Genomic DNA, 20245 nt, shown 5'->3' on the forward strand with positions numbered 1-20245 from the left:
GAACCGATTCATGTCCGAAGCACGCTACATGCGCGAAGCACTCGATCTGGCCCGTGCCAACATCAAAGCCGGTGGCCGGCCTTTTGGCGCCGTGCTGGTGTATCAGGGGCGCGTGGTGGCACGCGCGGTCAACGAGATCCACAGCAGCCAGGACCCGACCGCCCATGCCGAACTGCTGGCCATTCGCAAGGCCGCCCATGCCCTGGGCCAGGCGCGCCTGGACGGCGCCGAGATCTATGCCAGCGGCCACCCGTGCCCGATGTGCCTGGCGGCCATGCACCTGTGCGGCATCGAACGGGCCTGGTTCGCCTATGGCAACGATGAGGGCGAGCCCTATGGGTTGTCCACGGCCGCAGTCTACGCGCAGATGACGCGCCCACCGCAGCAGCAGAGCCTGCCATTGCGGGCGCTGAAACCGAGTGGTGAAGCCGACCTGTACCTTGAGTGGCAACAGGCCAACGCGCAATGAGAGCGGCCTTGAACCTGTTGCTGGTGATGCTGCTGGCACTGAACCTGCGGCCGATCCTTACCAGCATCGGGCCACTGCTCGAACCCATGCGCGCCAGCACGGGCCTGGGTTACCAGCAGGCGGCGCTGCTGACCGCGCTGCCGGTGCTGTGCATGGGCCTGGTGCCGTTGTTGCAACCCTGGCTGCGGCGCTGGATCAGCGAGCATGGCGGCATGCTCGCCGGCCTTGCGGCGATCGCGCTGGCCTGCCTGTGGCGCCTGCAACTGGGCAGCGCCTGGGCGCTCATTGCCAGCGCAGTGGTCGCCGGCCTCGGCGTCGCGGTGGTCCAAGGCATGATGCCGGGGCTGGTCAACCGCTGGTTCCCGGGTCGCCTGGCAGGCGCCATGGGCATGTATTCCGCGGCGCTGATGAGTGGTGGTGGCCTGGCGGCGGTGCTTGGGCCGCATATCAGTGGCTACTTTGGCCACTGGCAGGCCGGGCTGGGCCTGTGGGCCATCCCGGCACTGCTGGCGATGCTGGCCTGGACGCTGCTGCGGCCACGCCAGGATGCGCCCAAGCTGGCGGGTGCCGCTGGCGGGCACTGGTTCGGTACGCGACGTGCCTGGTTGCTGGCGTTGTATTTCGGCCTGATCAATGGCGGTTACACCAGCATGGTCGCCTGGCTGCCGGCTTATCACCTGGAGCATGGCGGCACCGCCCAGGGCGGCGGCGACCTGGTGGGCCTGATGACGATCTTCCAGGTTGCCGGCGCGCTGGGCCTGCCGTTGTTGCTGCGCCGTTGGGTGGATCGTCGGCCGGGGTTGTGGCTGGCGCTGTCGATCCAGCTGGCAGGTTTCCTTGGCCTGTTGCTGGCGCCAACGCTGTCGATGGGCCTGTGGGTGGCGATGATCGGCTTCGGCCTCGGGGCCTGTTTCAGCCAGAGCCTGACACTGACCCTGGAACACCTGAAAACGCCCGCCGAGGCTGGCGGCCTGGCGGCCTTTGTCCAGGGTATCGGCTTCATCATCACCGGCATCGTGCCGTACATCACCGGTTGGCTGCGCGACGTCAGTGGTGACTTTCAGGCGTCATGGACGCTGTTGACCGTCACGGTATTGGCAATGCTGCTGGTGACAGCGTGTTTCGCGCCACGCGGTTATGCCGCCGCCATCGCGCGGCCGGCGGCCAATGGCCAGGCAGCGCCGGTCAACTGAGGCGTTGCAGGGTATCGCGGACGCGGTCGAGTGCGGTGTCGATGTCGAGCAGCTCGATGGCGCCAAAGCCTAGCACCAGCCCGGAACGCACCGGCACCTCGCTGAAAAACGGTGCCAGCGAATAGAGGCCGACCTCCACCTTGCGTGCGAGGTTGGCCAGCAGCTCGACATCCACCCCAGGCTTGGCCAGCGCACTCAGGTGGAAACCGGCGCTGGCCGGCACGGCGCTGAACCAGGGCGACAGATCGCCCTCCAGGCGTGCGAGGATGCGTTCGCGGCGTGCACTGTAGACGTCGTGACAGCGGCGGATGTGCCTGTTCAGGTGGCCTTCGCTGATGAAGCGCGCCAGGGCCCATTGCAGCAGGGTCGGGCTGTGCCAGTCGCTGAGGTGCTTGGCCACGCAGGCGGCCTGCAGCACGGCGGGCGGCAGCACGGCATAGCCCAGGCGCAACTCCTGCAGCAGGGTCTTGGAGAAGGTCCCGACGTAGGCGACCAGGCCATGTCGGTCAAGGCGCTGCAGGGCGTCGGCGGCCGGCCCTTGGTAGCGGAACTCGCAGTCGTAGTCGTCCTCGATGATCAATGCGCCAAGCTCGGCGGCGCGTGCCAACAAGGCCCGCCTGCGCGGTTCGCTCATCGGCATACCCAATGGGAACTGGTGCGAAGGGGTCACGTAGATCAGCCGTGTGCCATCGGCGATCTGTTCGACGCACATCCCTTCATCATCCACCGCTACTGACTGCAGGCGTGCGCCCAAGGCCAGAAACAGTTGCCGTGCTGGCGGGTAACCGGGGTCCTCCATGGCCACCGGGCAACCGGGTTCGATCAGCACCCGCGCGATCAGGTCGAGCGCCTGTTGCGCACCATTGCACACCAGCACGTCCGCGGCGCTGCAGTGCACGCCGCGGGCGTAGGCGATGTGGTGGGCGATGGCTTCGCGCAGTTCGGGCAGGCCCTGGGCAGTGAACTGCCGCTCTGGATGGCGCTGGCTGCGGCGCAGGGCGTAGTTGAGGCAGCTGCGCCACTGGTCGAAGGGGAACTGCGCCTTGCTCGAGGTGCCGCCGACGAAGTCATAGCGCGACGGTGCTTGCAGTTGCCGCCTGCCCAGCACGGTAGCGCGTTGTTGCCAACGCTCGAGGGATGCGGCACCCGCCAGTGGAATAGCGGCCACTTCGTTGGTGCGCAAAGGCAGTTGCGGAGTAATGAAGGAGCCACGGCCGACCACGCCACTGAGCAGGTTGTCGTAGGTCAGCCGCGAGTAGGCTTCGGCCACGGTCTTGCGAGACACGCCCAGTTGTTCAGCGAGCAGACGGGTAGGTGGCAGTTGGGTGCCAGCGGCCAGGTGGCCGCTGTCGATGCCCGCGCGCAGTTGCTGGTAGAGCTGGTCGGCCAGGCCTTTGCGGCCTTCCAGGCGGATGTGCAGTTCCATGAAACGGTCCGGAGCAGGGGAATGCTGAGGATAGCGGATCGCAATTCATCGCACAGTGCGAATGTGGCGCTTTTACAAGCGTGCCGTACTCACGGTGATGTAGCCTTTTTCGGGTAATGCGATGCGTATCACCGTCTCATCGGCTGGCGCCTTGTGCTTCTGCTTGATACGCACCCCGTCAACCGCAATAGCCTGCATTCTGTGGCTAATGGCACGCCCACTGACGTCGAAGAACACCTCGCTGGCCAGCAGCTCGATGCGTTCGATCAACTCACGGGTGCGCTCGTCGGTGGCGCAGAAAAACAGCACCCCCGACAGGTGCGGGTCATCGTCCGGGTTACTTATTTCGTGTGCGATCAATTCACGCAGGGCGCTGCGTAGTTCGGCGGTTGTGCGGTTCTGTGGGTGCATGCGCAGCCTCCTCTGGATCGAGAATGCTGATCATGTTTTTACTGGCGGAAAGCCACAAGTAAGCCGATTCCGAATAGCTTGTAAGAAAGGTCTGAGTTGGCCAATGGGCAGGCTACGTCTGTGCGCTGTAGCCTGCCTTTTAGTGCACGTAGATGCATGCCTGGATCAGTTGCAGCTTGCGCCAAGGGTGGTCACTTGTCCTTGCCGCTATCCCCGGCGTGGCGCAATGCATTGAACTTACGCAGTGCGATAAAAGGCAGAGGCAGCACGATGTAGGCATACGTCAATCGCCTGTAGTCCTCGACTGCAGCGATGATTGCATAATCGTTTGATGACTCAGAGGGTGTGTAGATGTTCTGGTTCAGTTGTCCGCTCCCCTTGACCAGGTACCAGAAGGCATCTTCCGGTGGGATCTCTTCAGCGCCTCCAATTGCGTCCACCCACATTGACAGTTTTACACCCTGCGGATGTGCTTCCACCTCGAACCATGCATTGGGATTGCTCCAGGGGACCAACAGGTCAATGGTCCGTGCGTTCCCGGAAACGTTCCGTGCCACAACCTGATCCAGATGTAGCGCTTGCTCCACATCCCCCTGTCCACCAGAAGGGTCATGGTCCGGGCTGACGTAGATGCAGACGTCCTGGCCCTCCGGGATGTCCAGATCAGAATCTAAACCTTCAGGGTCAGGACGACGCAGGGTACCCTTGCCACCGGGCGCCATTTCCCAATCCAGTTCCTGTCCATTGCCGTCCCCACCTACCAGCACATAACGTGCGCCGCCGAACTGCGCCACCTGCAGGTGGGGGTAAACAGAGATATCGCTGACCGTAATGCTGACCAGCGCCTGGCTGAACTTGTCGCCATCGCGAGCCGTGATCAGGATGCGGCGCGAGGTTTCGCCTTCAAAGCTACTTGCAGGGGGCGCGATGTAGAGCCCATCGTCCTCACCGATTGCGCCTTTGTCACCCGTTTCACCCGGTAAATTGTCGACAGACCATTTGACTTGCGCGTTGCTGGGCGTGATCGAGAAGGGCTGAACGCCACCCGCAGCGACGACCGGTTCCAATGGCGAGATTGCGAAGTGCAAGCGGTCGGGTGCCAAGGTGCCCAGCAAGGTCAGGTCACAGGGGGTATACACGTTGCGCGGTTCGGCCGCTTGTTGGCTGCGGAATAGCAAATGGTTGAGGTGCATGGCATTGATTGTCACTTCGGCACCTGTGATGACAGCTACAAACCGGTTGAATGTTTCGAGCATTGCTCTGTGCCAAGCTGCGGTTATACTACTGTGGAACTGATTGAGTACATCAAAATCCCCGGTTGCATCTTCTATGGCCATGGTGAAGTGGTCTTCAAGTTCGCCAACTTGTTCTAATCTGAGTTTCCCTTTGTCCGGGCCTTCTGTGAGGATGACAAACGCGTACTTAACGCTAAAGCGGGTGTCTATAGTGGCCGGGTAAGTTTTTGAGGCGTCACCGTTTCTATCGTTGATATGGAATTTCACGTGGCGGACTGTATTGGGGCTTTGCCACATGAGCTGGATGGTGTCATCGATAACCTTGAATTCAATGGCGCCGCCAATGTCAATCGACGCAGGTAGGACCTCATAGATATACAGTGAGTAAGCGCGCGTCCGCCTGTACCACCTAAAATTCTCTGGGAGTCTATAAGAAAAGGTCTCCGGCATGATTTCACCGGCCCTGGCGGCGACCCCTGTTACCTTACCGGTCGGGGTGGTAGGGTAATTGAGGACAATAGCCCGGATGGCCTCCAGATTCTGCAGTGCCTGGCCCAAGGAGATCGCTATCCACTGCTGATTGGACAGCAAGATGTTCATTGAATAGGGTTCTTCGTTTGGGCCTACCATCGGTAGCAAGTAGGGCATGTCCCTGTCATTGATCGGGAACATGCCATTGCCCATGCCTTTTAGCGCGACGCCAATCAACACGGCGCCTTCTTCCTGGTCTTCTTCCAGGCTGACGGATGCGCTGCCCGCACGCGCTGCGGAGTGGGTTCTAACCGCGAATGAGTGGGGCTGCAGGTCATCGTCGCCCGCCACGATACGGCTGAGTTCAAAAACCTTTCGCGAATCATCCCAACTGCGAAATTCTTGTTCCAGTGCCAACCCCAGTTTTCTATTACGGTCTTCCGAACTGGAAAGATGGAAGGTGTAGCTTTCACCCCTGGACAAGTCGAGGAGCACGCGTCCCTCGTCGGTGATAGTGCCTCCATTGCTTTCTTCAAGGCGGATGTCCATGTGCAGCGAGGGGGCATTCAGCGGGTCCATCAGCGCGATACTGGTAATATCCAGTAATCGGTTGCCGACGGGCTTGACCAAGGTGACGTATTTACCACCGACAACTTTCATGCTCAAACGCGCGCGTGAACTGGCTATGTTGGAGTTGGTGAATGAAAGGCGAGGTCTGTCGAGGATGAAGTCTTGCATGTCGGACCAGGCGTTCTGATCGGTTTCTTCGGACTCGTTGAACGGCGGAAAGTACTGATCTTTATCGAAGCGCTCTATGTACTCCTGTGCCAGCAACGCGTTTGTCTTGGCACGGTCATAAATCAGAAGTGCACCCCACCCCATCGTGCGAGTCTCAGTGCCAAGGTAAGTGAGGTACTGTGTAAGAGTAAGCTTTGCCATGGTGAGGTGCTCCTGCTCAGGGAAAGGGTGCGGCTGCCCATTAGTAAGGGGCTGGCATTTCCTAGGCAACTGGCAAATTTACCAGGTCTACAGGCGGGACGAGATGTGGTTATGGCATAGATGTCATGGCGATTTTCGAGCAGAGGCCGCCATCGTCGAACACGCGGGCGAAGTGTGCCTGGCCGACCACGGGCTTGCTATGCCTGGCTGTTCTCCTGGTTCAAAGCTGCATCGACGACTTCGATCCAGTGCCTAACTGGTGTGCGCCCGGCCCCGTCGAGATGGGTTTGGCAGCCAATGTTGGCGGTGACGATGATAGATGGCTTGCCGCTTTCCAAGGCGTCGAGGCGGTTGTCGCGCAATTGCCGTGACAGTTCAGGCTGGGTCAGCGAGTAGGTCCCGGCCGAGCCGCAGCACAAATGGCCGTCTGGCACCGGGGTCAGGCTAAAACCCAATCGGATCAACAAGCTTTCAACCGCACCGCCCAACTTCAGAGCGTGTTGCAGGGTGCAGGGGCAATGGAAGGCCAGGCGTTGTTCGGCGCACAGGCCAAGTTGCTCGACCGGCTCTTCTCGCAGCACTTCCACCAGGTCACGGGACAGGGCGCTGACCCGTGCAGCCTTGGCGGCGTACTGCGTGTCCTTCTCCAGCAGGTGGGCATAATCGCGCACAAACGCGCCGCAGCCGCTTGCCGTCTGCACGATGGCTTCGGCACCTGCCTCGATGGCCGGCCACCAAGCGTCGATATTGCGCCGGGCGCGCTGCAAACCCTGGGCCTGGGCGTTGAGGTGGTAATCCACCGCGCCACAGCAACCGGCCTCGCGGATCGGTTCGACGCTGATGCCGAGGCGGTCCAGCAGGCGTGCGGCGGCGGCGTTGGTATTGGGCGACAGTGCAGGCTGCACGCACCCTTCGAGCAACAGCACCCGGCGCGCATGGCGCGGCGCCGGTCGTTGCCCGGGTGCGGCGACCTGGGCCGGCAACTTGCTTTTGAGTGCCGCTGGCAACAGCGGGCGCAGCGCCTGGCCAGTGAAGCTCAGGGCCTTGAACAGTGCGGGGCGCGGCACCACGGCCCGCAGGCCCTGGCGCAGCAGGCGCTGGCCAAGCGGGCGCGGTACTTGCTGTTCGACCACGGCGCGGCCGATGTCCAGCAAGTCGTGGTACTTCACGCCGGAAGGGCAGGTGGTTTCGCAGTTGCGGCAGCTCAGGCAGCGGTCCAGGTGCAGTTGCGTGCTGGCGGTGACCGGCGCGCCTTCGAGCACCTGCTTGATCAGGTAGATGCGCCCGCGTGGCCCGTCCAGTTCGTCGCCGAGCAACTGGTAGGTGGGGCAGGTGGCCGTACAGAACCCACAGTGCACGCAGCTGCGCAGAATGCTTTCGGCCTCTTCGGCGCGGGCCAGGCGTTTGGCGGCTTCGCTCAGATTGGTTTGCATGGCAGGGCCTCACAGGTCCGGGTACAGGCGGCCAGGGTTGAAAATGCCCTGGGGGTCGAGCTGTTGTTTGAGTGCGCGGTGGTAGCGCAAGAGGGCCGCAGGCAGTGGTGCGCTGCTGTCCTCACCCGGCGCGTAGCCGGTGGCATGGCCGCCGACCTGGGCGACGGCTGCGCGAATCGACTGGGCCGATGCGCTCGACTTCAGCCAGCGCTGCGCACCGCCCCAGTCGATGAGCTGGCGCCCAGGCAAGTTCAGCGCCCCGCTGGCGATGGGCACGGACAACCGCCACAACGGCGCCGGGTCGTCGAAAAAGGCCAGGCGTTGTTCGCGCAGGTCGTGCCAGAACCCGCTGTCGAGCTCGTCGCCCCCCAGGCGTTGGCGTGCCGACTGCACCGAGCCTTCACCGCCTTCCAGGCGCAGGTAAAGTGCCTCGCCGTCATGGCAGGCGGCGCTGATCGGCAGCGGCTGCTGGCCCCATTCGGCCAGTGCCGCGAGCGCCTGCTGGTGGCCCATCGGCAGGCACAGGCTCAGGCATTGGCGCGGCCGCGGCAATACCTTCAGCGACACCTCGGTGAGCAGGCCAAGGCACCCGAAACTACCGGCCATCAGCCGCGAAAAATCGTACCCCGCAACGTTCTTCATGACTTCGCCACCAAAGCGCAGCAGCTTGCCGTGGCCGGTGATGACACGTGTGCCGAGCACGTAATCGCGCACCGCCCCGGCCCATGGCCGCCGTGGCCCGGACAAGCCCGCAGCGACCACGCCGCCGAGGGTGGCTTCGGCGCCCAGGTGTGGGGGTTCGCAGGGCAGCATCTGGCCGCCTTCGTGCAGCGCCGCTTCGATCTCCAGCAGCGGCGTGCCGGCGCGTGCGGTAATCACCAGCTCGGTCGGGTCATAGCTGACAATGCCGCGATGGCTGCGGGTATCTACGAGCTCCCCGGTCACCGGGCGGCCCAGCATGGCCTTGCTGTTGCCGCCCTGGATACGCAGCGCGGTGCCCAGCCTCAGTGCCTGGTTTACCTGGTCCAGCAGGGCCTGGCTCATGTCGCGGTCCTTGCTCATCAGAAGCGCTCCAGCTCGGGGAAGGGCAGCTGCCCGTGGTGCACGTGCAGCGCGCCGAACTCGGCGCAGCGGTGCAGGGTAGGGATGTTCTTGCCGGGGTTGAGCAAACCCTGCGGATCGAAAGCGGCCTTGACTGCGTGGAACAAAGTGATTTCGTCGCGGTTGAACTGCGCGCACATCTGGTTGATCTTCTCCCGCCCGACGCCGTGCTCGCCGGTGATGCTGCCGCCCACGGCCACGCACAGTTCGAGGATCTTGCCGCCGATGGCCTCGGCGCGTTCCAGTTCGCCTGGCCGGTTGGCATCGAACAGGATCAACGGGTGCATGTTGCCGTCGCCGGCATGAAACACGTTGGCCACACGCAGGCCGTAGTGCTCGGAGAGTTCGCTGATGCCCTTGAGCACCCGGGGCAGCTCACGGCGGGGGATGGTGCCGTCCATGCAGTAGTAGTCCGGCGAGATGCGCCCCACCGCCGGGAACGCGTTCTTGCGCCCGGCCCAGAAGCGCGCGCGTTCGGCCTCGTCGCAGGCCAGCCGCACCTCGCGCGCGCCTGCCTGGGTCAGCACCGCTGCGACCCGCTGGCAGTCGTCATGCACGTCTGCCTCGACACCATCAAGCTCGCACAGCAGGATCGCCGCCGCGTCCACCGGGTAGCCGGCGTGGATGAAGTCCTCGGCGGCGCGAATCGCCAGGTTGTCCATCATCTCCAGCCCGCCAGGGATGATCCCGGCGGCGATGATCTCGGCCACGGCCCTGCCTGCATCCTCCACGCAGTCGAAACTGGCCAGCAGCACCCGCGCCACCTGGGGCTTGGGCAGCAGCTTGACGGTTACCTCGGTGATGATGCCGAGCATGCCTTCGGAGCCAGTGAACAGTGCCAGCAGGTCGAAACCGGGGCTGTCGAGGGCGTCGCTGCCCAGTGTCAGGCGTTCGCCCTCGACCGTGAGCATCTCCACCTTGAGCAGGTTGTGCACGGTCAAACCGTACTTCAGGCAATGCACGCCGCCGGCATTTTCCGCCACATTGCCGCCGATGGTGCAGGCAATCTGTGATGAGGGATCGGGGGCGTAGTACAGGCCATGGGGCGCGGCAGCCTGGGAGATGGCCAGGTTGCGTACCCCGGGCTGAACACGGGCAAAGCGGCCCTGGGCGTTGATTTCGAGAATGCGATTGAAGCGCGCCATCACCAGCAGGATGCCTTTGGCAAGTGGCAAGGCGCCGCCAGAGAGACCGGTGCCGGCACCGCGCGCTACCACCGGCACACCGCGCTGGTGGCAGAGTTGCAGCAAGGTCTGCACTTGCTCCAGGCGCTCGGGCAGCACCACCAGCAGCGGCACTGTGCGGTAGGCCGAGAGGCCGTCGCATTCATAGGGTTTGAGGTCTTCGGCGCGGTGCAGAATCGCCAGGTCCGGCAACGCTTGATGCAGGGCCTGCAGCAGGGCGGGCAGGTCCACGGCAGGCAGCGCCCCATCGACCCGCTCGTCGTAGAGGATGTTCATCGGCTCACTCGGCGGCAATTGTTATTGTTGCTGGAAGCCTATCACCCCTTCAGCCGGCTGCGAGTCCTGTCGGAATCTTTGACGCACAAACCCGCACCTGCTCATGCTGCTAAAAGGGTAGGTGCGGGTTTGCTCGAGGCGGGGTGATCAATGGTCGGCGACAGGGTCGTCCTGCGACAGTATGGCCCGGGCCAGTTCTTCATCGTTGGCCTGCAGGCCGGGATGGTCCTTGCGCGCCTGTTCCAGCGCCGACTCCACATAGGCGCCGCGGATCGCACCACCGCTGGCGACGAACGCAGACAGCTCGTCACGGGCCGGGATGATCCGTTTGTCGTCCTTGAAGGTCGAATACAACGAAGCGGAAACACCGGCCGAGGTGGCCACGTCGCCCGCGTCGACGCGGGCCAGGGCAGCACCGGCAGGCAGCAGGAGCAGCAGCGCGGGGGCGAGGAATAGGTGGCGCATAGCGTATTCTCCAGTAGCGTGAAGCCCAAGGAAATAAACCACTCAGTGTTTAAGAGCACCCCAACGTGCGAGTAGTTCAATTCCTGGGTTGCCGCCGCATGGCGCCTCCAGCGCCGTTTACGCCAATTGGTAAGTGGTCTTCACCCGGGTAAAGAACTGCCGCGCATGGGTCCCTTGCTCCCGCGAGCCCAGGCTCGAAGCGCCGTTGCCGCCAAACGGCACGTGATAATCCACCCCCGCCGTGGGCAGGTTGACCATCACCATCCCCGCTGAACTGTGCCGTTTGAAATGCTCGGCATGGCGCAGCGAAGTGGTCACGATCCCGGCCGAAAGGCCAAATGCAGTGTCCTCGGCAGCCGCAAACGCCGCGTCGTAATCACTCACCTTGAGCACACTCAGCACCGGCCCGAAGATCTCCTCGCGGTAGATGCGCATCTGCGGCGTTACCTCGGTGAACAGGGCAGGGGTGAACAGGTAGGCACCTGCCTGGTTGTCGATACGCTCCCCGCCACACACCAGCTTCGCGCCTTGTTCAAGGCCAGAGGCCACGTATGACAGGTTCTGCTCCAGCTGCCGGCTGTCGATCACGGGGCCGATGTCGGTAGCCGCTTGCAACGCATCGCCCACCTTAAGCGCGCGGGTGCGCTCCGCCAGGCGCGCCACGAAGGCGTCATGAATACCTTTGGTGACGATCACCCGAGAACTTGCCGTGCAGCGTTGGCCGGTGCTGTAGAACGAGCCGTTCAGTGCCACCTCCACTGCCTGTTCAAGGTCCGCATCGTCCAGCACGATCAACGGGTTTTTGCCCCCCATCTCCAGTTGCACTTTCTTCATACCTTCGGCGGCCAGCCTGGCGATCTGCCGGCCGGTGTGCTCGGAGCCTGTGAAGCTGATGCCATCGACCAGCGGCGAGCGGATCAAAGTGTCGCCCACGCTGCGCCCTGGACCGATCAGCAGGTTGAACACCCCGGCGGGCAAGCCGGCCCGCGAGATGATCTCGGCCAGCGCCCAGGCCGAGGAGGGCACCCGTTCGGCCGGCTTGAACACCACGCAGTTACCGAAACACAGCGCCGGGGCGATCTTCCACGCGGGGATGGCGATCGGAAAGTTCCACGGGGCGATGATGCCGACCACGCCCAGTGGCTGGGTGAACACATCGATGCCCACGTCCTGGCGCACCGATGGGTACTTTTCGCCTTCGGCACGCAGGGCTTCCTGGGCGTAGAACTTGAACGAACGGCCGGCCCGGTCGACCTCGCCCACTGCCTCACGCAAGACCTTGCCTTCCTCGCGCGACAGCAGCATGGCCAGTTCTTCGCGGCGGGCAAGTATTTCTGTGCCGATGAAGTCCAGCGCGTCGGCGCGTTGCTGCGGGTTGCTGCGGGCCCAGACGGGCGCGGCGCGGCGGGCAGCCAGCAGGGCCCGCTCGGTCAGCGCCTGGTCGGCACGCACGAAACGCTCGACCACCTCGCTGGGGTTGGACGGGTTGCGGTTTTCCAGCACATCATTGCTGCTGTCCAGCGCGACGAAGGCGCCATCGACATAGTTGCTCTTGGTGACCAGGGTCATGCGCTTCGGATCCTTTTTGCGTTGGCTTGGCGTGCGACAAAATCGCTGATGTTGTCCACGGCGCTGTCCATCAACTGCTGCATGGCATCTTCACTGCTCCAGGCGATGTGCGGGTTGAGCAAAAAGTCGTCGCGGTCGATCAACTGGAACAGTGGGTTGCTTGGGTGCAGCGGCTCCTGCTCGACCACGTCCAGTGCCACGCCGCCCAGGCGGCCTGCCTGCAGCGCCTGAATCAGCGCAGCCTCGTTGACCACGCCGCCACGGCCGGTGTTGACCACCACGGCATCGGGCTTCATCAGCGCCAACTGCGCCGCATCGATCAGGTTGTAGGTGGCCGGCGTCAGTGGGCAGTTGATCGACAGCACGTCGCAGCTGCGCAGCAATTCGGCCAGCGGCCGGCAGTCCGGGCCCTGACGCATGCCGCCGCGGTCTTCGAACAGCACCTGCATGCCGAAGGCTCGCGCCAGGTGCGCCAGGCGCAGGGCGATCGGGCCGCTGCCGATGATCGCCAGCTGCTTGTCGCGCACATCGCGAATGCGGTGGTTGAAGTAGATGTTCTGGTACGGTTTTTCGCCGGCATGCACCTGACGCATCAGCCGGGTGAACGCGGCCGGGCGGCGGAACAGTTCGAGGATCATCGCCAGGCTGTGCTCGGCCACGGTGTTGGCGGCATAGCCCGGCACGCTGGCGACCTCGATGCCATGGGCGTCGCAGTAATCGACGTCGACGATATCGCGGCCAGTGAGGGCCAGCGAGATCATCTTCAGCTTCGGCAACTGGCGCAGGTGTTCCTCACGCAGCGGCACGCTGCAGGTGAACGCGATGGTCGCGTCCTGCAGGTGGTCGAGCATCTGCTCGGGGCCGGTGTAGGCAAACTGCTGCCAGGTGTGCGCGCAGTCGGGGCGCTTGAGGCGGGTGGAGGGCGCCAGGCCCTCGTCGTCGAGCAGTACGATATGTTCGCTCACGGTCCGTTCCTTATTTTTTCTGGGCTGGCACGTAGCCGGCGGGGGCCATGGCCACCAGGCGGCGGGTGACGAAACCGGCATCCTGATCATGGTCTTCGAGGGTTTCCTTGCGAACCAGGGCGTCACGCACCAAGTGCGCGCCAAAGAAACGCAACGGCTCTGGCGGCAGCATTTTCATCTTCTGGTTGACCAAGCCACAGTTGGCCCATTCGTCATTGGCGTGCTCGACCAGCGACTTGATGATGCGGCTGGCAAACACGGTGGTCGCCACGCCGTTGCCGGAAAAACCAATGCCGTAGCTGATGTTCTGGTGGTGGTCGAGGTAGCCGAAGTTCGGCAAACCCTTCATGGCCCGGTCGATGGGGCCGGTCCAGCTGCTGACCACCGGCACGTCTTGCAGTTGCGGGTACAGGCGGCGCAGTTCGGCTGCGACCTTGTCGGCCGCCGGCGAGGGCTTTTCATACAGGTTGCCGATGCGCCCGGCGTAGGCGAACTGGCCCAGTGGCTTGCCGAACACCACGCGCCCGTCGGGGGTGTTGCGCCAGTAGTTGAGTACGGTGCGCGAGTCGGTCATGCATTCGCCGCCACTGAAGCCGATGGCATCGAGCTTGGCCTTGACCGGTGCCGTCGCCACCATGTCGCTGGACATGATCGCGATCATCCGGCGCAGCTCCGGGAACTGCGCGCCCCAGGCGTTGAGTGCCAGTACCACCTGTTTGGCTTTTACCTGGCCCTTGGCGGTGTGCACCACGGGGTTGGCGCCGCGCTGCAGGTGGGTGAACGGTGACTTCTCGAATATCTGCACGCCCAGCTTCAGCGCCACCCGGCGCAGGCCACGGGCGAGCATGGCGGGCTGCACGGTGGCGGCGTTGGGGTCGTAGATGCCGCCCAGCACCAGCGGCGAGCCGACCCGCCCGCGAATGGTCTGGCGGTCCAGTTCCTGGAAGGGGTTGACGTCGAGCTTCTGCAGGCCGTCGGTCAGCACTCGCCACGAATTCATCTGGCGCGGGTTGGTGGCAGTCCACAGCCAGCCGTCCTTGCGGTACTGGGCATCGATGCCGTGTTCCTGGCAGAAGCTGCCGATTTCGTCGATGGCCGACTCGGCGGCCTCGCAGATGCGCCTGGCTTCGGCGTCGCCGCAGATGGTGCGCACCGACAGGTACTTGCCCCACCAGTTGGTGGCAACGCCGCCGTTGCGTCCGCTGGCACCCGAGCCACAGCGGTCACGCTCGACGATGACGATGGTTTGTTCCGGGTGGGCCTGCTTCAGGCGGATAGCCGACCACAAGCCAAGGAAGCCGCCGCCGACGATACACACGTCGGCTTGAATCGAGTCCTGCAGGGCAGGGGCGAGGTCGTTGTCCAGGTCAAGCGCCTGGGCATACCAGAATCCACGGTACATGAGGGGTGCCTCTGAGCATGTTTGTCTTGTGCATACATGATGCTCAGCGCGGCCAGGGGGCGATATTACAGTCATGACAATTGATAGGAAGTAGGCGTTCGCTCAGCGAGGGACTGGCACCCTTGTCAGAGTAAGGAAGAGCGAGGCCTTGGCGGGGTATCTCGGCAGACAACCGTAGCGTCCTGCCTTGTCTGAGATCTTCTATTTATAGTGCTGAATATGATAGGGCGGACGCCGGTGTACGCTTAGAATGGCATTCACTTCGGATGTGATGAGAGCAGCGTCCATGGTCGCCGAACAATACCTACAACAACCGCAGGCCGCCGAAACCGTCTCGCAGATCAAGCCTGAACTGCGGGTCGGTTTCCTCCTTCTCAATCAGTTCACCTTGGTGCCCGTCGCCGGGCTGGTCGACTCGCTGCGTTTCGCCGCCGACAAGTCGTTCCGCAGCCAGCAGGTGTACTGCCAATGGGACTGGATGACCCTCGACGACCAGCCGATCACCGCCAGCTGTGGCATGCCCATTTCGCCAACCAAGCCGCTGAACCTGTTTGCCCAGTACGACTACATCGTGCTGGCGGGCGGGCTGTTGAGCGAAACGCGCAACCCGCCAGGCTGGCTGCTCGATGCGCTGCGTGAGGTGCATGCCGCGAACATCCCGATCATTGCCCTGTGTTCGGCGGCGTTCGTGCTGGGCAAGGCAGGCCTGCTCGACGGCCGGCGTTGCGCGTTGCATTTCACCTTGCGCGACGAGTTCAAGGAGCGCTTCCCGCTGTCCACCGCAGTGATCGACAAGAGCTATGTGGATGACCGTGGCATCATCACCTGCCCGGGCGGCACGGCGATCGACCTGGCGGCCAACCTGATCCGCAGGCATTGCGGTGCGGTGCGGGCACAGAAAGGGCTGGAGTACCTGCTGGTGGACGAGCGCGCCGACCAGCAGGAAGGCCAGGCCGCCAGTGATTCGGTGTATCAGAACGACCGCGTGCAGCGCGCCATTGCCTTCATGCGCGCCAACCTGGATGCATCGATGACGCTCAAGGCCGTGGCCGAGGCGGTGGGCACCCACCCTCGCCAGTTGCACCGCGAGTTCGTCGCCAACACCCAGGAACCACCGGCCAACTATTGGCGCAAGCTGCGCCTGGACCATGCGCGGCGGTTGCTGGTGAATACCAGCCAGAACATCACCACCATTGCCCTGGCGTGCGGGTTTTCCGATGCGTCGCACTTCATCTTGTGGTTCCGCAAGCAGTATGGCGAGACGCCGTACAGCTTCCGCAAGCGGCGCCACGAGGTGGAGCGGTTCGATTGGCATGGGGACAAGGTAGGGCTGGACCCGGAGTTGTAGGGTGTTGCTCAAGCTTTTTTGGGGCCGCAAACGGCCCCAAAATCTCAGTCAGATGCACTGTCAAAACCAGCCAAACGCCTGAGTCTCGATCCCAACTGTCTTACGCCTAGAACAACACGTAAGTCTTGCGCAGGGTCTCGTGGATGTCCCACACGCCTTCGCAGTTCTCCGGGAACAATACCGCGTCGCCCGCCCGCAGCTCGACCGGCTCGCCGCCGTCCGGGGTGAAGGTGCAGCTGCCGCTGACGATGTGGCTGAACTCACGGTTTTTCAGGTAGCGGCGGAACACCCCCGGGCTGCTTTCCCAGACGCCGATGCTGGCGCCGACCGCTTCATCGGTCTGCTCCTGCGCCGTGGCGGCCTGGGCAATCGGTTCGCCGATCGGCAGGCGGGCAGGGGCGGGTGCGCCCAAGGGCGAAGCAGCGGCATTGCGTACAACGGTAAGTACTTGAGTCATGGAAGGGCTCCTTCAGGCTTTACGAGCGACAGTTTTGTGAGACGGAGACGGTGCAGTACGGGTGCTGCCCAGCGCGGCGGCCTGTTGCAGGTCGAGCTTGCTGGTCTCTGGTGCCAGCCACCACGAGATCAGTGCACCGAACAGCGAGATCAAGGCGGCGGCGAACATGGTGTTGGCAATGCCGTAGGACACCAGCGAGATCGGCACCAGGTAGGTACCCACGGCCGCGCCAACACGCGACAGCGAAGTGGCCAGGCCCACGGCGGAGGCGCGGATTTCGGTGGGGAACAGTTCGTTGGGGTAGACGTATTCCAGCACCTGAGCACCGCCAATCAGCACCGCGTAGGCACCAAACAGCACCAGCACGGTGGTGGGTGATGCATCGGGGAACAGGCCCAGCAGCAACAGCGACATGCCCGACCAGAGGAAGCTGTGGATCAGCATCTTGCGCCGCCCCAGGCGGTTGATCAGCTTGGTGGCCACCAGGCAGCCCAGGGTGAACAGCAAGGTGATGGCGATCGAGCCATAGGCCGCCCAGTCACCGGTGAGTTTCAGCGCCTGCAGCACTTTCGGGGCGAACGCGTAGATGGCGAACAGCGGCACGATGGCGCACGTCCAGAACAGCGTGACGAAGGCCATGCGCTTGCCGTAGCCGGAGTGGAACAGCGACCACACCGATACGGGTTTGTCGCTGACTTGCTCCGGCAGGTCGGCAATGGAGTAGTCCGGGCCATAAACCCGCTTGATCACTGCATCCGCCTCGGCAGTGCGGCCTTTGCTCAGCAGCCAGCGTGGTGATTCCGGCGTGCCGCTACGGGCAATCAGGAACAAGGCACCCGGCACCAACGCACTGGCCAGTACCCAGCGCCAGCCGTCGTCGCCGCCGACACGCAGCAACAGCTCACCGACCATGTAGGCAGCGGCGGCCCCGGCGAACCACATCAGCACCATCGCGGCCAGCAGCGGCCCGCGTTGCTTGCGTGGCAGGAACTCGGCCAGCAGCGAGGTGGCGATGGGGTAGTCGGCGCCCACCGCGATACCGATCAACAGCCGCCAGGCAAACAACGCCCAGGCCGACTCCACCCAGAACTGCGCCACCGAAAACCCGACAATGGCGATCAGGTCGACCAGGTACAGCACCTTGCGCCCGTACTTGTCGGTGAACCACCCCCCCAGAAACCCCCCAAGGAACACCCCGATCAGCGCCGAGGCAGCAATCAGCCCCTCCCAGAAGGCGGACAGTTGCAGGGCATTGGTGATCTGCAGCATGGCCACGCCGATGATGCTCAGCACATAGCCGTCGAGGAACGGCCCGCCAGCGGAATAGACCGTCAGCTTGCGGTGGAACGCATTGAGTGGCGCATCTTCGACGGAGCGTTTCGATACGGACATTGGACTTACCTCTTGTTGTTATTCGACGCAGTAGCGCCGCCGCACTATCGCACCGGGCCGTAGAGGTTCCATATAACGGTTGGGACGGGTCATGGCATGCCCTTGCCGGGTGGCTTGGCACCTGCCGCTACGGCACTTCTTGAATTTCGTTGGCGCGCAGGACGGCGGCCACGCCTGTGCGGGTGTCCAGTTCAGTGGATGGAGCGCTATTCCTACCGCGACCCATTGACCCCGCGCGCCTGTTTTTTCTGTTAGGAACAACAGGGCATCCACTTGGTGTTTGCTTAGTCCGAATTTTCTTGAGCCTGATCCATTAAGATATTCTATTTTCCTAAGCTGCGAATTGCTAAGATGGCTGAGATCTTTGTAACGTATCCGCTCCATGAAGCCCACATTCCAAGCGACTACCTGAAACCCGATGCTGCGCTCCCGATTTCTTTCTGAAGCCGGTCCGCCATGATGCGTCCCGACAGCAAAGTCGAAAAGGTTTACCTCTACCCCAAGCCTGTGGATTTTCGAAAATCCATCGACGGCCTCACCGCCCTAGTCGAGCTGGACATCAAAGTCGCCGTGTTCGACCCCGTACTTTTCGTCTTCCTCAATAAAGCCCGTAACCGCATCAAGGTGTTGTACTGGGAGCGCAACGGCTTCTGCCTTTGGCTCAAGCGCCTCGAAGCCGAACGTTTCAAAACTTCCCCCGACGCCACCGACGAAGCCATCGTCCTGACCGTCCAGGAACTTAACTGGTTACTCGACGGCTTCGACCTCTGGCGCAACCCTCCACATCAGGTTCTGACACCCCGTTTCGTTGCCTGACCCGGTATAATCCGGGGCATGATTTCCTTGCCCGCCAACCTTCCAGACGATCCCGTACTACTCAAGCAGATGCTGCTTGAGGCCTACGAAGCACGCTTGCGCGAGCAGGAAGTCAACGAAGCCTATGCCACCCACATCGTCGACCTGAAAGAACAGATCAAGCTGCTGCGTGATCGCCTGTTCAACCGCAAATCCGAGCAGACGGTCGATCCCAATACACCGCAACTGGCAATGTTCAACGAGCCGGAAAGCGAGCCGTTGCTGGCCGTGGTTGAGGATGCGGACGAAGAAGTCGTTGCCCCAGTCAAACGTCGTGGCAAGCGCACACCGTTGTCGGCTGAACTGCCACGTGTCGAAGTCATCCACGACTTGCCCGAGCACGAGCTGACCTGTGCCTGCGGTTGCCGCAAGCATGTGGTTGGCGAGGAAACCAGCGAGCAGCTCGATATCGTGCCGATGCAGATCCGTGTGCTCAAACATGTGCGCAAGGTCTACGGCTGCCGTGGGTGTGAAAGCGCGCCATTCACAGCCGACAAGCCAGCCCAGTTGATCGAAAAGAGCATGGCCAGCCCCAGCGTACTGGCCATGCTGCTGACCACCAAGTATGTCGATGGTCTGCTGCTACACCGTTTTGAAAGCGTACTGTCCCGGCATGGCATCGAAATCCCCCGGAAAACCTTGGCCCGCTGGGTAATCCAGTGCAGCGAACACTTCCAGCCGCTGCTGAACCTGATGCGTGAGCGGTTGTTGGAAAACCCAGTGATTCACTGCGATGAAACGCGGGTGCAGGTGCTCAAGGAACCGGATCGCGACCCGACCAGCCAGTCCTGGATGTGGGTGCAGGCCAGCGGCCCACCTGATCGACAAGTCGTGTTGTTCGACTACACCACCAGCCGTGCGCAGGAGGTACCGTTGCGCCTGCTGGAGGGCTATCGCGGTTATGTCATGACCGATGATTACGCCGGTTACAACGCGTTGGCATTACAGCCCGGTGTCGAACGGTTGGCGTGCATGGTTCATGCACGCCGCAAGTTTGTCGAGGCGCAGCAGGTGCAGCCCAAAGGCAAGACGGGACGTGCCGATGTGGCGCTGGCGATGATCAACAAGCTGTATGGCATCGAGCGTGAACTCAAGGATGTCAGCGATGACCAGCGGTTCATCGGTCGCCAGGAAAGAAGCCTGCCGATCCTCGGCCAGTTGAAAAGCTGGCTGGACAAGACGCAGTCCCAAGTCACACCGCAAAGCGTGCTGGGTAAGGCGGTGCATTACCTGGCGAGCAACTGGAACCGGCTGGAACGCTATGTCGAGGCCGGCCATTTGCCGATCGACAATAACCTGGCAGAGCGTGCGATAAAGCCGTTTGTCATCGGGCGCAAGGCCTGGTTGTTCAGCGACACGCCCAAGGGTGCTACGGCCAGTGCACAGATCTACAGCCTGGTCGAGACCGCGAAGGCCAACGGCCAAGAGCCCTATACGTGGCTGCGCCACGTACTGGAGCGGTTGACGCATGCCTCGTCGGTAGAGGACTACGAAGCGCTGCTGCCGTGGAACTGCTCACCGGAAATGCAACGGTAAATCGAAGCTCCATCTGGCGGTAGGTGGGGGTCATGGATCGCACTCGATCTACCGGCTGATCATCATCGTAGGTAAGCAGATAAAACAACACCGGCGCGAGGCCGGTGCAATTCCAATC

The 20245-nt window shown here is 62.8% G+C and carries 17 protein-coding genes; 5 read left to right on the plus strand and 12 right to left on the minus strand.

The features are described 5' to 3' along the window. Nucleotides 1-10 precede the first annotated feature (10 nt). On the plus strand, nt 11-469 hold the full coding sequence (locus tag DJ563_RS04010) for a nucleoside deaminase (protein ID WP_274099277.1): 459 nt from the start codon (nt 11-13) through the stop codon (nt 467-469). After that, nucleotides 466-1662: a cyanate transporter gene (locus DJ563_RS04015; RefSeq protein WP_274099278.1), complete on the plus strand. Its 1197-nt coding sequence runs from the start codon at nt 466-468 to the stop codon at nt 1660-1662. The genes DJ563_RS04010 and DJ563_RS04015 overlap by 4 nt, the downstream gene beginning before the upstream one ends. On the opposite strand, the gene DJ563_RS04020 is transcribed toward DJ563_RS04015, so the two are convergent. From DJ563_RS04020 to DJ563_RS04065, 10 genes are all read right to left on the minus strand, one after another. Beyond that, nucleotides 1655-3088, minus strand: a complete 1434-nt coding sequence (locus DJ563_RS04020; RefSeq protein ID WP_434518860.1) for a PLP-dependent aminotransferase family protein — start codon at nt 3086-3088, stop codon at nt 1655-1657. The genes DJ563_RS04015 and DJ563_RS04020 overlap by 8 nt on opposite strands. A 72-nt stretch (nt 3089-3160) precedes the next feature. After that, the gene (locus DJ563_RS04025; protein WP_434518861.1) at nt 3161-3499 is read right to left on the minus strand and encodes a hypothetical protein; all 339 of its coding nucleotides are present in this window, start codon (nt 3497-3499) and stop codon (nt 3161-3163) included. Between the two features lie 191 nt (nt 3500-3690). Next, complete coding sequence (locus DJ563_RS04030) at nt 3691-6144, minus strand: hypothetical protein (RefSeq protein WP_434518862.1); 2454 nt, start codon at nt 6142-6144, stop codon at nt 3691-3693. A 197-nt stretch (nt 6145-6341) separates the two neighbouring features. Then, nucleotides 6342-7577 carry a glycolate oxidase subunit GlcF gene (gene glcF / locus DJ563_RS04035; RefSeq protein ID WP_274099282.1) on the minus strand — a complete coding sequence of 412 codons (1236 nt, stop codon included), beginning with the start codon at nt 7575-7577 and terminating at the stop codon, nt 6342-6344. A gap of 9 nt (nt 7578-7586) precedes the next feature. Continuing rightward, on the minus strand, nt 7587-8639 hold the full coding sequence (glcE, locus tag DJ563_RS04040) for a glycolate oxidase subunit GlcE (protein WP_434518863.1): 1053 nt from the start codon (nt 8637-8639) through the stop codon (nt 7587-7589). After that, nucleotides 8639-10138: a glycolate oxidase subunit GlcD gene (gene glcD, locus DJ563_RS04045; RefSeq protein ID WP_274099284.1), complete on the minus strand. Its 1500-nt coding sequence runs from the start codon at nt 10136-10138 to the stop codon at nt 8639-8641. The genes glcE and glcD overlap by 1 nt, the downstream gene beginning before the upstream one ends. 147 nt (nt 10139-10285) lie before the next feature. Next, entirely contained in the window at nt 10286-10603 is a 318-nt protein-coding gene (locus DJ563_RS04050; protein ID WP_012271811.1) for a DUF2388 domain-containing protein, read from the minus strand. 117 nt (nt 10604-10720) lie between these two features. Next, complete coding sequence (locus tag DJ563_RS04055) at nt 10721-12172, minus strand: aldehyde dehydrogenase family protein (RefSeq protein WP_434518864.1); 1452 nt, start codon at nt 12170-12172, stop codon at nt 10721-10723. Next, nucleotides 12169-13137, minus strand: a complete 969-nt coding sequence (locus DJ563_RS04060) for an NAD(P)-dependent oxidoreductase (protein ID WP_434518865.1) — start codon at nt 13135-13137, stop codon at nt 12169-12171. The genes DJ563_RS04055 and DJ563_RS04060 overlap by 4 nt, the downstream gene beginning before the upstream one ends. Nucleotides 13138-13147: 10 nt before the next feature. Beyond that, nucleotides 13148-14539: an NAD(P)/FAD-dependent oxidoreductase gene (locus tag DJ563_RS04065; RefSeq protein WP_186661248.1), complete on the minus strand. Its 1392-nt coding sequence runs from the start codon at nt 14537-14539 to the stop codon at nt 13148-13150. A gap of 286 nt (nt 14540-14825) precedes the next feature. Here DJ563_RS04065 and DJ563_RS04070 point away from each other — a divergent pair, with 286 nt between their 5' ends. Then, nucleotides 14826-15887, plus strand: coding sequence for a GlxA family transcriptional regulator (locus DJ563_RS04070; protein ID WP_434518866.1), 1062 nt, complete (start codon nt 14826-14828; stop codon nt 15885-15887). A 106-nt stretch (nt 15888-15993) separates the two neighbouring features. On the opposite strand, the gene DJ563_RS04075 is transcribed toward DJ563_RS04070, so the two are convergent. After that, a complete protein-coding gene (locus DJ563_RS04075; RefSeq protein ID WP_033698785.1) occupies nt 15994-16344 on the minus strand; it encodes a cupin domain-containing protein in 351 nt (116 codons plus the stop codon). 12 nt (nt 16345-16356) lie between these two features. Next, a complete protein-coding gene (locus DJ563_RS04080; RefSeq protein WP_274100611.1) occupies nt 16357-17736 on the minus strand; it encodes an MFS transporter in 1380 nt (459 codons plus the stop codon). A 456-nt stretch (nt 17737-18192) separates the two neighbouring features. On the opposite strand from DJ563_RS04080, the gene tnpB reads away from it, so the two are divergent. Then, nucleotides 18193-18552 carry an IS66 family insertion sequence element accessory protein TnpB gene (tnpB, locus tag DJ563_RS04085; RefSeq protein WP_434518867.1) on the plus strand — a complete coding sequence of 120 codons (360 nt, stop codon included), beginning with the start codon at nt 18193-18195 and terminating at the stop codon, nt 18550-18552. 18 nt (nt 18553-18570) lie between these two features. Continuing rightward, on the plus strand, nt 18571-20127 hold the full coding sequence (gene tnpC / locus DJ563_RS04090) for an IS66 family transposase (protein WP_434518868.1): 1557 nt from the start codon (nt 18571-18573) through the stop codon (nt 20125-20127). The last annotated feature ends 118 nt before the right edge of the window (nt 20128-20245 follow it).

The sequence above is a fragment of the Pseudomonas sp. NFX1 genome, from assembly GCF_051123555.1.
Classification (GTDB): Bacteria; Pseudomonadota; Gammaproteobacteria; order Pseudomonadales; family Pseudomonadaceae; genus Aquipseudomonas; species Aquipseudomonas capeferrum.

What these genes read in the sequence shown, in the direction of transcription:
- DJ563_RS04080 (WP_274100611.1), bottom strand. Translation starts at nt 17,736, where the DNA reads ATGTCCGTATCGAAACGCTCCGTCGAAGATGCGCCACTCAATGCGTTC.
- glcD (WP_274099284.1), bottom strand. Translation starts at nt 10,138, where the DNA reads ATGAACATCCTCTACGACGAGCGGGTCGATGGGGCGCTGCCTGCCGTG.
- DJ563_RS04070 (WP_434518866.1), top strand. Translation starts at nt 14,826, where the DNA reads ATGGTCGCCGAACAATACCTACAACAACCGCAGGCCGCCGAAACCGTC.
- tnpB (WP_434518867.1), top strand. Translation starts at nt 18,193, where the DNA reads ATGATGCGTCCCGACAGCAAAGTCGAAAAGGTTTACCTCTACCCCAAG.
- DJ563_RS04025 (WP_434518861.1), bottom strand. Translation starts at nt 3,499, where the DNA reads ATGCACCCACAGAACCGCACAACCGCCGAACTACGCAGCGCCCTGCGT.
- DJ563_RS04075 (WP_033698785.1), bottom strand. Translation starts at nt 16,344, where the DNA reads ATGACTCAAGTACTTACCGTTGTACGCAATGCCGCTGCTTCGCCCTTG.
- DJ563_RS04050 (WP_012271811.1), bottom strand. Translation starts at nt 10,603, where the DNA reads ATGCGCCACCTATTCCTCGCCCCCGCGCTGCTGCTCCTGCTGCCTGCC.
- glcE (WP_434518863.1), bottom strand. Translation starts at nt 8,639, where the DNA reads ATGAGCAAGGACCGCGACATGAGCCAGGCCCTGCTGGACCAGGTAAAC.
- tnpC (WP_434518868.1), top strand. Translation starts at nt 18,571, where the DNA reads ATGATTTCCTTGCCCGCCAACCTTCCAGACGATCCCGTACTACTCAAG.
- DJ563_RS04065 (WP_186661248.1), bottom strand. Translation starts at nt 14,539, where the DNA reads ATGTACCGTGGATTCTGGTATGCCCAGGCGCTTGACCTGGACAACGAC.
- DJ563_RS04020 (WP_434518860.1), bottom strand. Translation starts at nt 3,088, where the DNA reads ATGGAACTGCACATCCGCCTGGAAGGCCGCAAAGGCCTGGCCGACCAG.
- DJ563_RS04055 (WP_434518864.1), bottom strand. Translation starts at nt 12,172, where the DNA reads ATGACCCTGGTCACCAAGAGCAACTATGTCGATGGCGCCTTCGTCGCG.
- DJ563_RS04010 (WP_274099277.1), top strand. Translation starts at nt 11, where the DNA reads ATGTCCGAAGCACGCTACATGCGCGAAGCACTCGATCTGGCCCGTGCC.
- glcF (WP_274099282.1), bottom strand. Translation starts at nt 7,577, where the DNA reads ATGCAAACCAATCTGAGCGAAGCCGCCAAACGCCTGGCCCGCGCCGAA.
- DJ563_RS04015 (WP_274099278.1), top strand. Translation starts at nt 466, where the DNA reads ATGAGAGCGGCCTTGAACCTGTTGCTGGTGATGCTGCTGGCACTGAAC.
- DJ563_RS04030 (WP_434518862.1), bottom strand. Translation starts at nt 6,144, where the DNA reads ATGGCAAAGCTTACTCTTACACAGTACCTCACTTACCTTGGCACTGAG.